This is a genomic window from Streptomyces sp. OfavH-34-F, from assembly GCF_022347745.1.
Lineage (GTDB): Bacteria > Actinomycetota > Actinomycetes > Streptomycetales > Streptomycetaceae > Streptomyces.
The window spans coordinates 15,040-29,208 of sequence record NZ_JAKRGC010000052.1 but is presented as its reverse complement, the minus strand read 5'-3'; the positions used below and the strand labels follow the sequence as shown (position 1 = coordinate 29,208).

Annotated in this window: 11 protein-coding genes and 1 pseudogene; 1 reads left to right on the top strand and 11 read right to left on the bottom strand. The window is 72.0% G+C overall.

What is annotated here, in order from left to right; genetic code table 11:
- The 8 genes and pseudogenes from MHW47_RS11380 to MHW47_RS11345 form a co-directional block, all read right to left on the bottom strand.
- Window positions 1–537, bottom strand: a pseudogene (locus MHW47_RS11380) ((2Fe-2S)-binding protein); the annotation flags it as partial.
- Entirely contained in the window at window positions 534–1,430 is an 897-nt protein-coding gene (locus MHW47_RS11375; protein ID WP_239222578.1) for a xanthine dehydrogenase family protein subunit M, read from the bottom strand. The pseudogene MHW47_RS11380 and the gene MHW47_RS11375, both read right to left, overlap by 4 nt.
- Window positions 1,431–1,733: 303 nt before the next feature.
- A complete protein-coding gene (locus tag MHW47_RS11370; RefSeq protein ID WP_239222577.1) occupies window positions 1,734–3,368 on the bottom strand; it encodes a beta-N-acetylhexosaminidase in 1,635 nt (544 codons plus the stop codon).
- Between the two features lie 4 nt (window positions 3,369–3,372).
- Window positions 3,373–4,221 (bottom strand): carbohydrate ABC transporter permease, encoded by an 849-nt coding sequence (locus MHW47_RS11365; protein WP_239222576.1) that lies wholly within the window; start codon window positions 4,219–4,221, stop codon window positions 3,373–3,375.
- Complete coding sequence (locus tag MHW47_RS11360) at window positions 4,218–5,186, bottom strand: carbohydrate ABC transporter permease (RefSeq protein WP_239222575.1); 969 nt, start codon at window positions 5,184–5,186, stop codon at window positions 4,218–4,220. The genes MHW47_RS11365 and MHW47_RS11360 overlap by 4 nt, the downstream gene beginning before the upstream one ends.
- Before the next feature lie 2 nt (window positions 5,187–5,188).
- Complete coding sequence (locus MHW47_RS11355; protein WP_239222573.1) at window positions 5,189–6,493, bottom strand: extracellular solute-binding protein; 1,305 nt, start codon at window positions 6,491–6,493, stop codon at window positions 5,189–5,191.
- A gap of 238 nt (window positions 6,494–6,731) precedes the next feature.
- Entirely contained in the window at window positions 6,732–7,019 is a 288-nt protein-coding gene (locus tag MHW47_RS11350; RefSeq protein ID WP_026171211.1) for a DUF3039 domain-containing protein, read from the bottom strand.
- 30 nt (window positions 7,020–7,049) lie between these two features.
- Window positions 7,050–7,610: a YqgE/AlgH family protein gene (locus tag MHW47_RS11345; protein WP_239222572.1), complete on the bottom strand. Its 561-nt coding sequence runs from the start codon at window positions 7,608–7,610 to the stop codon at window positions 7,050–7,052.
- Window positions 7,611–7,886: 276 nt separating this feature from the next.
- Between MHW47_RS11345 and murA the strand changes: the two genes are divergently transcribed.
- The gene (gene murA, locus MHW47_RS11340; protein ID WP_111331024.1) at window positions 7,887–9,227 is read left to right on the top strand and encodes a UDP-N-acetylglucosamine 1-carboxyvinyltransferase; all 1,341 of its coding nucleotides are present in this window, start codon (window positions 7,887–7,889) and stop codon (window positions 9,225–9,227) included.
- Between the two features lie 99 nt (window positions 9,228–9,326).
- On the opposite strand, the gene MHW47_RS11335 is transcribed toward murA, so the two are convergent.
- The 3 genes from MHW47_RS11335 to MHW47_RS11325 all read right to left on the bottom strand — a co-directional run bounded on the left by MHW47_RS11335 (window position 9,327) and on the right by MHW47_RS11325 (window position 14,166).
- Entirely contained in the window at window positions 9,327–9,608 is a 282-nt protein-coding gene (locus MHW47_RS11335) for an HU family DNA-binding protein (protein WP_003968811.1), read from the bottom strand.
- Window positions 9,609–9,961: 353 nt separating this feature from the next.
- The gene (locus MHW47_RS11330) at window positions 9,962–11,395 is read right to left on the bottom strand and encodes an NAD-dependent malic enzyme (protein WP_239222570.1); all 1,434 of its coding nucleotides are present in this window, start codon (window positions 11,393–11,395) and stop codon (window positions 9,962–9,964) included.
- 395 nt (window positions 11,396–11,790) lie between these two features.
- Window positions 11,791–14,166, bottom strand: a complete 2,376-nt coding sequence (locus tag MHW47_RS11325) for a UvrD-helicase domain-containing protein (protein WP_239222568.1) — start codon at window positions 14,164–14,166, stop codon at window positions 11,791–11,793.
- Window positions 14,167–14,169: the final 3 nt, after the last annotated feature.

Below are 14,169 nucleotides of genomic sequence, written 5' to 3'. Positions count from 1 at the left end.
CGCGGGGCCGGTTTCGGGAGCGCTCTCCGCGTGCGGCTCGTCCGCCGGGACCGCCCACGGGGCCGGGGCGCCGCCGGGCAGGGTGGCCGGGCGGTCGGGGTACCAGTCGGCGGCGGGCGGCGCGGTGTACAGCTCGCCGGAGTCGTCGGACGGGCCCGCGTCCGCGGCCGGCCAGGACGCCGTCGAGGTGTCCTGGCCCGGCCAGCTGGCGTCGGCCCCGTACGGCTCCTGGTAGGCGTAGCCGGTCTGCTGGTTCGCGTCCGGCCAGTGCACCGCGTCCGGCGCGGACGGCTCGGACGGCTCGGACGGCTCCGGCTGCGGGACGGCCCAGGTGCCGGTGGCCGCCGGGTCGAGGCCGGCCGCGGGGGTCAGCGGCAGGATCATCGGCGGGACGTAGCCGTGGCCGGGTGCGGCCAGCGGGATGTCCGCCAGGTCCTCCGGCGACAGCTGGACGAAGGCCGTCGCGTCGCCGTCGTAGTCGCCCTGCGGGGTCGGCTGCCAGCCGCCCGGCTGCTCGGCGGGGTTCTCCTTGCTCACGACAGTGCCCTCCCCAGCGCGCGTCGGGCCAGTGCGGCGACGGTGCGCCGCAGGTGGAGTACGGCGGGGGGCAGCGGTGGTGCCTGACCCCCGTCGGCGGGTGGTTCCTGGTCCGGGATGCAGGCGGCCGCGACGTACTCGCCGAAGGCGGCCAGCGCGTCGGGCGCGAGGCCGCGCGCCCCGTCCCAGTCGATCAGCGAGGCGATCCAGCGTTCGGCCTCCAGCGGGCGCAGCGGCATCGGCGCGATGGCGCCGACCGCGCAGCGCACTCCGCGCCTGGCCGGGTCGAGGACGATCGCGACGGAGGCGGTGGCGCGGCCCGGCCCGGTGCGCCCGGTGGCCTTGAGGAAGACCTGCGGGGCGTGCAGCAGCGGTACGCGGACGAAGCCGATCAGCTCGGCGGGCTCCAGCAGCTCGCGGCCGGCCAGCAGATGGGAGACCGGGATCTCGCGGCGGGCGCCGCCGGGGCCCGCGATGACGAGTTCGGCCTCCAGCGCGGCGAGCACCGGCAGCGCGTCCCCGGTGGGGGCGGCGGTCGCGATGTTGCCGCCGAGCGTGCCGGCGTTGCGGATCTGCGGGGGGCCGGCCGCGCGGGCGGCGGCGGCGAGTGCGGGGATGAGGGCCGCGAAGTCGGGCCGCCCCATGCGTGCGTGGGTCAGGCCGGCGCCCAGCAGGGCGTGTCCGTCCTGGTAGTGCCAGCCGCGCAGCTCGCTGATCCGGCCGAGCCCGACGAGACCGGAGGGGCGCAGGAGCCCCTTGTTGACGGCCGACATCAGGTCCGTGCCGCCTGCCACGGGGACGGCGGCCGGCATGGCGCCGAGTGCCGCCACCGCCTCGTCCAGCGAGGCAGGCAGCGTCACGGACTGCGTCGCCTGCGGTGCGTGCGTGGTCAACCCAGCTGCCCCTTCCCGGTGTCCCGGCGCTCCCGCCTGTTTCGCCGTACGGTACGTGCTCGAAGCCCGGACGTGGCAACTCTGGCACATCTTCGGACCGGCCCGACGCGCAGGTCCGCGAAGGGAGTATCCGTCCGAGGTCAGGGTAATGGTCCCGGTTTCACGCCAGTTCGGCGACAAGGCCCCTTAACCGGCGTTCTGCACGCCCGTACGGCTTTCGCCCTGCCGGGGACGGCCCGGGAAACACCGCCGCCACCACGGTCGCAGGGTCCGTTGTGGCGGCGGTACGGGTCGGTTCCCGGCTCACACGTTCGGGGGTGCTCCCTCGATCGGGCGTCCGAGGATGCCGGGCCGCTTCTGCCAGGGCAGCGGTCCGGACGGCGGCCGGTAGCCGACGCCGAGCGCGTCGAGCCGGGCGTAGTGGGCGTTCATGCGCCGCTCGAAGCCGGCGAAGTCCCGTTCGTCCGGGGCGGGCAGGGCGGACCAGGCGACCTCGGCGAAGGCGGCGAGGCGGGGGAAGACCTGGTAGTCGACGCGGGCCCGGTTCTGCATGACCTCGGACCAGGCGTTGGCCTGGGTGCCGAGCACGTGCCGGGCCGCCTCCTCGCCCAGGGTCGGCGGCACGGGCTCGAAGCGGTAGACGTCCTCCAGGGTGCGGACGTAGCCGATGGGCATCGGCTCGTCGGGGCCGCCGTGCTGGCGGTGGTCCAGGTAGACCTGCTGCTCGGGGCACATGACGACGTCGTGTCCGGCCTCGGCGGCGGCGATGCCGCCCGCGTAGCCGCGCCAGGAGGAGACGGCGGCGCCGGGTGCGAGGCCGCCCTCCAGGATCTCGTCCCAGCCGATGAGGCGGCGGCCGCGCTCGGTGAGCCAGGTGTCGAAGTGGCGGATGAACCAGGACTGGAGTTCGTCCTCGTCGGCCAGGCCCAGTTCCTTGATGCGGGCCTGGGCGGCGGGCGACCGCTTCCACTGGTCCTTGGGGCACTCGTCGCCGCCGACGTGGACGAAGGGCGAGACCTCGGCCGGGAAGAGTTCGAGGAGTTCCTCGAAGACGCCCTCGTAGAACCGCAGGACGTGGTCGGTGGGGGCCAGGACGTTCGGGGTGACGCCCCAGTCGTCCCACACGCCGAGCGCGGCGGTGTCCACGACGTCGGTGTTGCCCAGCTCCGGGTAGGCGCTGATGGCGGCCTGGGAGTGGCCGGGGATGTCGATCTCCGGGACGACCCGGATGTGCCGGGCGGCGGCGTAGGCGACGATCTCGCGGATGTCGTCCTGGGTGTAGTAGCCGCCGTGCGGCATGTCGTCCCACAGCTCGGACGCGCGGTGGCCGAACTTGGTGCGCGGGCGCCAGGCGCCGACCTCGGTGAGGCGGGGGTGGCGCTTGATCTCGACGCGCCAGCCCTGGTCGTCGCTGAGGTGGAAGTGGAAGACGTTCAGCTTGTGGGCGGCGAGCAGGTCGAGGTAGCGCAGGACGTCGTCCTTGGGCATGAAGTGGCGGGCCACGTCGAGCATCAGGCCGCGCCAGCCGAAGCGGGGCGCGTCCTCGATGTCGGTGGCGCCGAAGCCGTGGCTCGCCGAGCCGTCGACGGGGGCCCGGCGGAACGCCTCGGGGCCCAGCAGCTGGCGCAGGGTCTGGGCGCCCCAGAACACCCCGGCGGGGCTGCCGCCGGTGAGGACGACGCCCTCGTCGGGCCGGGTGGTGAGCCGGTAGCCCTCGGGGTCCAGGGAGTCGTCCAGGCGCAGCACGATGGCGCGCGGGGCGTCTTCGGGGCCGGGGGCGAGGGGCAGGCCGAAGGCGGCGCCCAGGGTGGCGCGCAGCCAGCGTTCGGTGGTGGCGGTGCCGGGGGCCGCCGCGATGGTGGTGGACGGATCGAGGACGAATCCACCGCGTCCCCGGTCGTCGGCGCGCAGGGGCGCCGGGATCAGTTCCATGTCCATGACGTCAGTCCTTAACCGCTCCGCCGAGTCCGGAGACCAGGCGTCGCTGTACGAGTACGAAGAAGACCAGCACGGGCACGGTCATCACCGTGGAGGCTGCCATGATCCCGCCCCAGTCGTTCTCATCGGGTTTGAAGAAGACCAGCAGCGCCATCGGAAGCGTCGACTGGGAGGTGTCGCTGATGAGGAAGGATTTCGCGAAGAGGAAGTCGTTCCAGGTGGAGATGAACGAGAAGACGCTGGTCGCCACGAGGCCGGGGAGGACCAGCGGGAAGAGGATCTGCCACAGGAAGCGGGTGCGGCTCGCCCCGTCGATGCAGGCGGCCTCCTCAAGGGACTCCGGCACGGCCCGGACGAAGCCGCGCAGCATCCAGATGGCGAACGGCAGTGAGAACGCCAGGTGCGGCAGGATCAGCGAGCCGAGGGTGTTGAGCTGACCGAAGTCGCGCATCAGGAAGAACAGCGGGATCGTCAGCGCCTCGACCGGCACCATCTGGGCGATCAGGAACATGATCAGCAGCGTGGTGCGGAAGCGGAACCGGAACCGGGTGACCGCCGTGGCCGCCAGGAACGCGACGAGCGCGGAGAGGACGACGACGGTGCCGGCGACGATCAGGCTGTTGAGGAAGTAGCGGCCGAAGTCCTGCTGCTGGAAGACCCGCCGGAAGGAGTCCAGGGAGGGCGCCAGGGTCCAGGGCCTGGGGTGCGCGGACTGCACCTCGCCCGCCGGTTTGAAGGCGGAGAGCACCATCCAGTACAGCGGGAAGGCGACGGCGGCGGCGATGAGCAGGGCGGCGGCCTCGGCGGCGAGCCGGCCGGGCCGGCGGACGCGGAGGCCGGGTGGACGGTTCACAGTTCCTCCCCCTGGCGGCGCACGAGGCGCAGGTAGACGAGGGTGACGGCGAGCAGGATGAGCAGCATCACGACGCCGATCGCCGAGCCGAGGCTGTACTGGGAGGACGCGAACGCCTTCTGGTAGGCGTACACGTTGAGCACCAGGTTCTGTCCGGCGATGCCGCCGCCGTTGGTCATGACGTAGATCTGCGTGAACACCTTGAAGTCCCAGATGACGGACTGGATGGTGACGACGGTGAGGATCGGCCGCAGCATCGGGGCCGTGACGGAGCGCCAGACGCGCCACTGGGAGGCGCCGTCCAGGGCGGCGGCCTCCAGCACCTCGGCGGGGATGGCGCGGATGCCCGCGTACACGGTGACCATCACGAACGGGAACGAGCACCACAGGACTTCGAGGAGCACCAGGGCGAAGGCGCTGTAACGGCCGTACGTCCAGGAGTGGTCGCCGAGCCCGAGCAGCCGGTTGACGGGGCCGAAGTCGGCGTCGAAGAGGAAGACCCAGACGGTGGAGCCGGTGATGGCGGGCGTGGCCCAGGCGCCGAGGGCGGCCAGCATGAGGGCGAGCCGGGGCACGGCCCGTATCCGGGTCAGCAGGACGGCCAGGGCGCAGCCGGTGACCAGGGTGGCCAGGACGCAGACGGCGGCGAAGACCACGGTGGCGAGGAGGACCTGCCAGAACTGGCTGTCGGCGAAGAGGGTGCGGTAGTTGCCGAGCCCCTGGAAGGTGGCCGGTTCGCCGCCGCTGACCTGGGCCTGGGTGTACTCCAGGAAGGAGATCAGGCCGAGTTGGTAGATCGGGTAGACCAGCAGCCCGCCGAGCAGGACGAGCGCGGGCAGCAGGTAGAGCCAGGGGGTCCAGCCGGGCCGACGCGCCGGGGAGGCGGAGCGGGCGCGCGGGCCGCGTGCGCGGCGGCCCGGCGCGGGTGTGGGGGGCGCTTTGTACGCCGTGCTGTTCGCGGTCATGGTCAGCCCGCGTCGGCGAACGCGGCGTCCATCTTCTTCGCGGCGTCGTCGGCCGCCTGCGCCACGTCCTTACGGCCGCTGACGATCTCCTGGAACATGGTGGGCAGGACCAGCGAGGAGTCGATCTGTCCCCAGGCCGGGGAGGCGGGGACGAACTTGGCGCCGGCGCCGAGCGTGCGGACGAAGGGCTCGACGAACGGCTCGCGCTCGGCGGCCGCTTCGCGTACGTCGGTGTAGGTGGGCAGGAAGCCCATCGCGTCGAACATCCGGGCCTGGGAGGCCTTGCCGGTCAGCCGCTTCATCAGGTCGACGGCCAGGGTGCGGTGCTTGCTGCTCCTGAGCACACCGATGTTGTTGCCGCCCGCGAAGGCGGGGGCGACGGACCCTTCGGTGACGCCGGGCAGCGGGACGACGGCGTACTTGCCCTTGACGCTGCCGGCCTCGACGGCGCTGTGGCTGAAGTCGCCGCCGATGGCCATGGCGGCCTTGCCGGAGGCGAAGGCGGTGACGGTGGCGTTGCCGCCCATGGCGGCGCACTTGGCGGGCGGGCAGTTGGTGTCGCCGAACAGCGAGGTGTACGCCTCGATGCCCTTGCGGGCCTCGGGGCTGTTGATGGCGGCCTTGTACGAGGAGCCGTCCTGCTCGGCGAGTTCGCCGCCGTGGGCCCAGATGAACGGCATCGCGCCGTAGGTGTAGGCGCCGCCGACGGCGAGGCCGTAGAGGTCCGGCTTCTTCCGGTGGATCTTCCGGGCGGTGGAGACGAGTTCGGCCTGGGACTTGGGCGGTTCGATGCCCAGGTCCGCGAAGACGTCGGTGCGGTAGTAGAGCGCGCGGACGCCGACGAACAGCGGGGCCCCGTAGACCTTTCCGCCGACCGTGACGGACTGCTTGGCGGCCGGGTCGGTGTCCTTGGCGTCGGCCCAGGCGCCGAACTCGGTGGTGATGTCGGCGAGTCCGCCGTCCTTGACGTAGCCGGCGGTGTCGGTGTTGCCGTACTCGATGAGGTCGGGGGCGCTCGCGGGGTCGTTGAACGCGGCCTTGACGCGCTCGGCGCGGGTCTCGACCGGGATGTACTCGATCTCGACCTTCGCGTCGCCGTGGGCCTTCTCGAAGGCGGCGACGGCGGTGTCGACGACCTTCTCCTTGGGCTTGTTGCCGACCTCCTGGAACAGCCAGACCCGCAGGGTGCCGGTCTTCTCGTCCCCCTTGGCGCCGTTGTCGGAGGTCTGCGGCGCGCAGGCGGTGGCCGTGAGGCCGGCCAGGACGAGCGCCGCGGCCGGAGCGGCGATTCGGGCAGAAAGCTTCATCCGGGAACCCCTACCGGTAGGCGTTGCAACATGCGCAACGCACGTTTCGTTCTGCACAACAGGCAGGAGATTAGGTGGGGACCAGGACGGCGACAAGTGGTCTGCACCACTTGTGACCCGGCGGAGCATCCCGTGCAACGCGTATCCGCCCCGTCACGCGAAAGACCCCCGGAGCACGCGTGCGCGTGCTCCGGGGGTCTCCCCGCGAGCCGTCAGATGTGGGCCGTACCGGCCGCCGCTACTTCTTGTCCTTGCCGCCCTTGCCCTTGTCGCCGCCGGCGCCCATGGACTCGTAGATCTCCTTGCACATCGGGCAGACCGGGTACTTCTTGGGGTCGCGCCCCGGTACCCAGACCTTGCCGCACAGTGCCACCACGGGAGTGCCCTCCAGGGCGCTCGCCATGATCTTGTCCTTCTGGACGTAATGGGCGTAGCGCTCGTGGTCGCCGTCGCCGTTCGACACCTGCGGCGTCGGCTCCACGAGGGTTCCGGTACCTGCCCCGCGCTCGGGCTCAAGAGTGCTCATAACCGCCAAGCGTACTGAAAGATCGGGACATCAGTTCAGCGAAGGGTCGTCCGGATACGTGGCGATCATGGCCAGTTCGCTGCGCTGCCGGCGCAGGACCGCACGCCACAGCCCCTCCGGGCGCGGCGAGGACACGTCCCCGGGCTCCGACTCCACCACGTACCACGCGCCCTCGGCCAGCTCCCGCTCCAGCTGTCCGGGGCCCCAGCCCGCGTACCCCGCGAAGATCCGCAGCGAGCCCACGGCGGCCGCCAGCAGCTCCGGCGGCGCCTCCAGGTCCACCAGGCCGATCGCCCCGTACACCCGGCGCCATCCCAGGGGCCCGTCGCCGCCCGGGATCACGGCGACCCCGAGGGCGGAGTCCAGCGAGACGGGCCCGCCCTGGAAGACGACCTCGGGCTCGCCGGTGAGCCCGGCCCAGCCGGCCAGGATGTCCACGACGCCCACCGGCGTCGGGCGGTTGAGGACCACGCCCAGGGAGCCCTCCTCGTCGTGGTCGAGGAGGAGCACGACCGCGCGGTCGAAGTTCGGGTCAGCCAGGGCGGGCGCGGCCACGAGCAGCCGCCCTGTGAGCGAGGACACCTCGGTCATGGCAGAAATGATCCCGCATCTTCGGCCGCCGTGTGGGCCAAGTGACCCGGCCGTCGCGCTCGGTGCCCGAGCGCAGCTCAGGGCGCACGGGTGCACGAGGAGCGCATGACGGGATCACACATCCGGACGGTGACCCTCCGCAAGCCCCGTTCAGCGGAGCGTACCGGGGGCGGATTGATGGCGATCGCGCACTGTCCGCACCCTTACGGAAGGGGGGTGCGGGGCCATTACCCTTTCGTTTGGCCCCCTGCCCGACCACTCCGGAACGCGAGATTCATGACCGGCACAGACGATGTCCTGCTTGTCCACGGCGGAACCCCGCTGGAGGGCGAGATCCGCGTCCGAGGCGCCAAGAACCTGGTGCCCAAGGCGATGGTCGCCGCACTGCTGGGCAGCGGACCCAGCAGGCTGCGCAACGTGCCCGACATCCGCGACGTGCGGGTGGTGCGCGGGCTGCTCCAGCTGCACGGGGTGACGGTCCGTCCCGGCGACGAGCCGGGCGAGCTGGTCCTCGACCCCACGCACGTGGAGAGCGCCAACGTCGCCGACATCGACGCCCACGCCGGTTCGTCGCGCATCCCGATCCTGTTCTGCGGCCCGCTGCTGCACCGCCTCGGCCACGCGTTCATCCCGGGCCTCGGCGGCTGCGACATCGGCGGCCGGCCGATCGACTTCCACTTCGACGTGCTGCGCCGGTTCGGCGCGACGATCGAGAAGCGGGCGGACGGCCAGTACCTGGAGGCCCCGCAGCGGCTGCGCGGCACCAAGATCCGGCTGCCGTACCCCTCGGTGGGCTCCACCGAGCAGGTGCTGCTGACGGCGGTGCTCGCCGAGGGCGTCACGGAGCTGTCCAACGCGGCCGTGGAGCCGGAGATCGAGGACCTGATCTGCGTCCTGCAGAAAATGGGCGCCATCATCTCGATGGACACCGACCGCACCATCCGGATCACCGGTGTGGACCGCCTCGACGGCTACACGCACCGGGCCCTGCCGGACCGTCTGGAGGCCGCCTCCTGGGCGTCCGCCGCGCTGGCCACCGAGGGCAACATCTATGTCCGGGGCGCCCAGCAGCGCTCGATGATGACGTTCCTGAACACCTTCCGCAAGGTCGGCGGCGCCTTCGAGATCGACGACGAGGGCATCCGCTTCTGGCACCCGGGCGGCGCGCTGAACGCCATCGCGCTGGAGACCGACGTGCACCCCGGCTTCCAGACGGACTGGCAGCAGCCGCTGGTGGTCGCGCTGACGCAGGCCGCGGGCCTCTCCATCGTCCACGAGACGGTGTACGAGTCGCGGCTCGGCTTCACCTCCGCGCTGAACCAGATGGGCGCGCACATCCAGCTGTACCGGGAGTGCCTGGGCGGCTCGGACTGCCGCTTCGGCCAGCGCAACTTCCTGCACTCCGCGGTCGTGTCGGGCCCCACGAAGCTCCAGGGCGCGGATCTGGTCATCCCGGACCTGCGCGGCGGGTTCTCGTACCTGATCGCCGCCCTCGCGGCCCAGGGCACCTCGCGGGTGCACGGCATCGACCTGATCAACCGGGGCTACGAGAACTTCATGGACAAGCTGGAGAAGCTGGGCGCCAAGGTGGAGCTGCCGGGCGGCTCCCTGGTCTGAGCCGGGGCCGCCGGAGCCTCGGGGGCTCGGGCGGCGCCGGACGTGCCGGAGGGCGGCCACCCCGGTCGGGGTGGCCGCCCTCCGTCGTGCCCAGGGGTCCTACTTGCCCTTGGCGGCTTCCTTGAGCTTGGAGCCCGCGGAGACCTTCACGCTGTAGCCGGCCGGGATGTTGATCGGGTCGCCGGTCTGCGGGTTACGAGCGGTGCGAGCGGCACGGTGGGTGCGCTCGAAGGTCAGGAAACCGGGGATGGTGACCTTCTCGTCGCCCTTGGCGACGATCTCACCGACGGTCTCGGCGAGAGCGGCCAGCACGGCGTCGGCGTCCTTGCGGGTCACCTCGGCACGGTCGGCCAGGGCGGCCACCAGCTCACTGCGGTTCATGTTGTTACTCCCGTGTTCTTCTTGCCTGTGAGGCGGAGATCGAAGCCGATGCTGCCAGGACCCTCGGACAGTCCCCGTACTCGGGTCCGCCCTTGAGAGGGTCCGGGTAGACCTCGCGCCCTGTGGGGTCTCCCCTGGACGTAGTCCTCGGGAAAGCATCCTGCCCCCACCTGCGGCGGTAAAGCCAATCCGGCACCCTCCGGGAGTCGCGCGAAAGGCACCACTGCCTCGTCGTGGTGACGTCCCGTCGACTCCCCCGGAGCGATCCGCAGCGTTGCGGGGCTCCGCGGGGCGCGTCGCCCGCCCACCCTAAAGGGGCGTTTGGGGCGCCGCGACCCGCGACGCGCCGTAGGTCAGACGGACGTGGGCGCCGTCACAGCCGCCCCCGCGGCCCGCGCGGCGTCCCGGACGGCTCCCGCTACCGCACCGGCGACCTTGTCGTTGAAGACCGACGGAATGATGTAGTTCGCGTTCAGCTCGTCCGCGGCGACCACATCGGCCAGGGCCCGGGCGGCGGCGAGCATCATCTCCGTGTTGACGGTCCGGGACTGGGCGTCGAGCAGGCCGCGGAAGACGCCGGGGAAGACCAGCACGTTGTTGATCTGGTTCGGGAAGTCCGAGCGGCCGGTGGCGACGACCGCGGCGGTGCGGCGGGCGATGGCCGGGTCCACCTCGGGGTCCGGATTCGCGAGCGCGAACACGATCGCGCCTTCCGCCATGGCCGCCACGTCGTCCCCGTCCAGGACGTTGGGAGCGGAGACGCCGATGAAGACGTCGGCGCCCACCACGGCCTGCTTGAGGGTGCCGGTGACGTTCTCCGGGTTGGTGTTTTCGGCGATCCAGCACAGCGGCGAGTCCGGGTCGGCCGAGCGCAGGTCCTCGCGGCCGGAGTGCACGACGCCGTGGATGTCGGCGACCACGGCGTGCTTGACGCCGGCGGCGATGAGGAGCTTCAGGATGGCCGTACCGGCGGCGCCGGCCCCGGACATGACGACCCGTACGTCCCCGATCGACTTGCCCACCACGCGCAGCGCGTTGGTCAGCGAGGCCAGCACGACGATGGCCGTGCCGTGCTGGTCGTCGTGGAAGACGGGGATGTCCAGGGCCTCGCGCAGCCGGGCCTCGATCTCGAAGCAGCGCGGCGCGGAGATGTCCTCCAGGTTGATCCCCGCGAAGCCGGGCGCGATGGCCTTGACGATCTCCACGATGGCGTCGGTGTCCTGGGTGTCCAGGCAGATCGGCCAGGCGTCAATGCCGGCGAAGCGCTTGAAGAGGGCCGCCTTGCCCTCCATGACCGGCAGCGCGGCCTTCGGGCCGATGTTGCCGAGGCCCAGCACCGCGGAGCCGTCCGTCACGACTGCGACGGAGTTGCGCTTGATGGTCAGGCGGCGGGCGTCCTCGGGGTTCTCGGCGATCGCCATGCACACGCGGGCCACCCCGGGCGTGTAGATCATCGAGAGGTCGTCGCGGTTGCGGATGGGGTGCTTGGACGCCATCTCGATCTTGCCGCCGAGGTGCATCAGGAACGTACGGTCGGAGACCTTGCCGAGCACGACGCCCTCGATGGAGCGCAGCCCCTTGACGATCTCGTCGGCGTGGGCGGTGGAGGAGGCGGCGATCGTGACGTCGATCCGCAGCTTCTCGTGGCCGGAGGCGGTCACGTCGAGGCCGGTGACCGAACCGCCGGAGGACTCCACGGCCGTGGTGAGCTGGGAGACCGCTGTGCCGCTCGCGGGCACCTCCAGCCTGACCGTCATCGAGTACGAGACGCTGGGCGCCGTTGCCATGGCCGAGTCCTTCGCTTTCCTTAGCTTCATTGCTATGCGGCCCGTCACCTCTCGGATCGGACACGCCTTCCGATATTCGCACCTACCGACGAGTATTCGTTAATGACTGTCGCAGCGCGGAAAGTTTTTTCCACCATACGAGAGAGGGGCCCGGGTGCGGAACCCCCGGAACGGCCAGAGGCCCGCGCCACCGGAAGGTGACGCGGGCCTCTGCTTCAGTTGACGACACCGACCCGCCATGCTCGCCTCGCGGCAAGTGGTCGCTCGAAGCGACTAAGGTTGGGCCCGGGGGCTTGGATCGGGCCGGTGCCGATATCCAGGCTAACAAACCACCCGGAAAAGCGGCGCCCGGAACGCGGACCGGCTCCGCGGCCTCTCCGCCCGAGCCCCGCGCCTCAGTCCCTGAGCAGGTCCGGCACCCCGTCCGCGTCCGGCAGGTCCCGCTCCTGCGAGACCACCGTGAGCTGCTGCGTCGCCCGGGTCAGCGCCACGTACAGCACCCGCAGCCCGGCCGGCGACTCGTCCGCGATCTCGGCCGGCGAGACCACCACCGTCGCGTCGTACTCCAGCCCCTTCGCCTCCAGGCTGCCCAGCGCCACCACCCGCTCGCCCAGCTCCGCCAGCCACTCCCGGGCCTGGGCGCGCCGGTTCATCGCCACGACCACGCCGACGGTGCCGTCCACCTCGCCGAGCAGCCGCCGCGCCTCCTCGCGCACCGCCGCGCCCAGGTCGCCGTCCCGGACGGTCTCGAAGCGCGGGACCAGGCCCGTCGAGCGGACCGCCGCCGGAGCCTCCATGCCGGGCATCGCCAGCGCCAGCACCTTCGCGGCCAGCTCCGCGATCTCGGCCGGGTTGCGGTAGTTGACGGTCAGCGTGAAGGTACGGCGCGGGCGGCTGCCCAGCGCCTCGTCCCGGGCGGCCGCCGCCTCGTCCGGGTCGGACCAGGAGGACTGCGCCGGGTCGCCGACGACCGTCCAGGTGGCGTGCCGACCGCGGCGGCCGACCATCCGCCACTGCATGGGCGTGAGGTCCTGCGCCTCGTCCACGATGACGTGGGCGTACTCGGTGCGCTCGGCGGCCAGCCGCTCGGCCCGCTCCCACTGGGTCTCCTCGCGCCGGGGCATCAGCTCCTCCAGCCCGGTGAGCTGGTCCAGCGGGTCCACCTCGCGCTTGCGCTTGGGGCGGCTCGGGGTGCCCAGCAGCGTGTGCAGCTCGTCGAGGAGTGCCACGTCGTGCACGGACAGCGGTCCCCGGCCGGCCTCGTCGAGCCGCTTGAGGGAGCGCGCCAGCCGGCGCACCTCGCCCTGGTTCAGCGTGCGCCGCGCCCACCGGGCCAGCCGCTTCTCGTCGGCCATCGCGGCGAGCACCCCGCGCGGGGTCAGCTCGGGCCACCAGGCGTCCAGGAACTCGATGAACGGGGTCTCCGTGGAGACGTCCTCGTCGAACGACGAGCGCAGCTCCGCCACCAGCTCCGGATCGGTGTAGCGGCCCCGGCCCGACGAGCGGTTCCACAGCGCGTCCAGCAGCAGCCTGCGGGCGCGCGGGCGCAGCAGGTTGACCGGGGCGGTGCCGCTGAGGACGTTGTTGCGGATGCGCCGCAGCTCCTCCTCCTGGAGCTCGATCCGGCCGCCGAAGGCCACCACCCGCAGCCGGGTGGGCGTACCGGCCGGGCGCGGGGCCTGCGCGGCCTCGCCGAACTCCAGCTGTCCCCCGGCGGACGCGGCCGGCGCGGGCTGCTCCAGGGCGCCCCGGGCCGCCTTGCGGAGGACCGGGAGCATCCGCGAGGAGCCCTTGATCCGGGCGACGGCGGGTTCGTCGTACACGGTGGCGCCCTCGGGGCCCGCCGCGTCGTCGGAGAGCGAGCCGACCGCGCGGATGGCGACCTGGCCCTCCTCGCCGAGCGAGGGCAGCACGCCCTCGGTGTACGCCACGAGCAGCGGCGTCGGCGAGACGACGAGGATGCCGCCCGCGTAGCGCCTCCGGTCCTGGTAGAGGAGGTACGCGGCCCGGTGCAGGGCGACCGCGGTCTTGCCGGTGCCGGGGCCGCCGGAGACCTCGGTGACGGAGGCGGCGGGTGCCCGGATGACCAGGTCCTGCTCGGCCTGGATGGAGGAGACGATGTCGCGCATGGTGTGGCTGCGGGCCTGTCCGAGCGCGGCCATCAGGGCGCCGTCGCCGACGACCGGCAGCTTCTCGCCGTCCAGGTACGAGGTCAGCTCGGGGCGCATCAGGTCGTCCTCGACGCCGAGGACCCGGCGGCCCTTGGAGCGGATGACGCGGCGGCGGACCACCCGGCCCGGCTCCTTGGGCGTCGAGCGGTAGAACGGGGCGGCGGCCGGGGCCCGCCAGTCGATGACGAGCGGGGCGTAGTCGGCGTCGAGGACTCCGATGCGGCCGATGTGCAGCGTCTCGGCGATGTCGGCGCCGCCGTCCTCGCGCACGGCGTCGTCGGCGGGCTCGACGGAGGTGTAGGCCCCGTCCGGGCCGCGTTCGCCGTCCTTGCCGAGCAGCAGGTCGATTCTCCCGAAGAGGAAGTCCTCGAACTCGCTGTTCAGCCGGTTGAGGTGGATACCGGCGCGGAAGACCTGGGCGTCGCGCTCGGCGAGCGCCCCCGGCGTTCCGACCTGGCCGCGTTTCGCGGCGTCCTCCATGAGGAATTCCGCCTCGTGGATCTTCTCCTCGAGACGGTCGTACACCCGGTCGAGATGTTCCTGCTCGACACCGATTTCCCGGTCCCGCAACGAATCGACAGCGGCATCCTGCGCGGCCACCGA

Coding starts and splice junctions, on each gene's coding strand:
- MHW47_RS11370 (WP_239222577.1), bottom strand. CDS start 3,368: ATGGACATGGAACTGATCCCGGCGCCCCTGCGCGCCGACGACCGGGGA.
- MHW47_RS11360 (WP_239222575.1), bottom strand. CDS start 5,186: ATGACCGCGAACAGCACGGCGTACAAAGCGCCCCCCACACCCGCGCCG.
- MHW47_RS11355 (WP_239222573.1), bottom strand. CDS start 6,493: ATGAAGCTTTCTGCCCGAATCGCCGCTCCGGCCGCGGCGCTCGTCCTG.
- MHW47_RS11350 (WP_026171211.1), bottom strand. CDS start 7,019: ATGAGCACTCTTGAGCCCGAGCGCGGGGCAGGTACCGGAACCCTCGTG.
- MHW47_RS11345 (WP_239222572.1), bottom strand. CDS start 7,610: ATGACCGAGGTGTCCTCGCTCACAGGGCGGCTGCTCGTGGCCGCGCCC.
- murA (WP_111331024.1), top strand. CDS start 7,887: ATGACCGGCACAGACGATGTCCTGCTTGTCCACGGCGGAACCCCGCTG.
- MHW47_RS11335 (WP_003968811.1), bottom strand. CDS start 9,608: ATGAACCGCAGTGAGCTGGTGGCCGCCCTGGCCGACCGTGCCGAGGTG.
- MHW47_RS11330 (WP_239222570.1), bottom strand. CDS start 11,395: ATGGCAACGGCGCCCAGCGTCTCGTACTCGATGACGGTCAGGCTGGAG.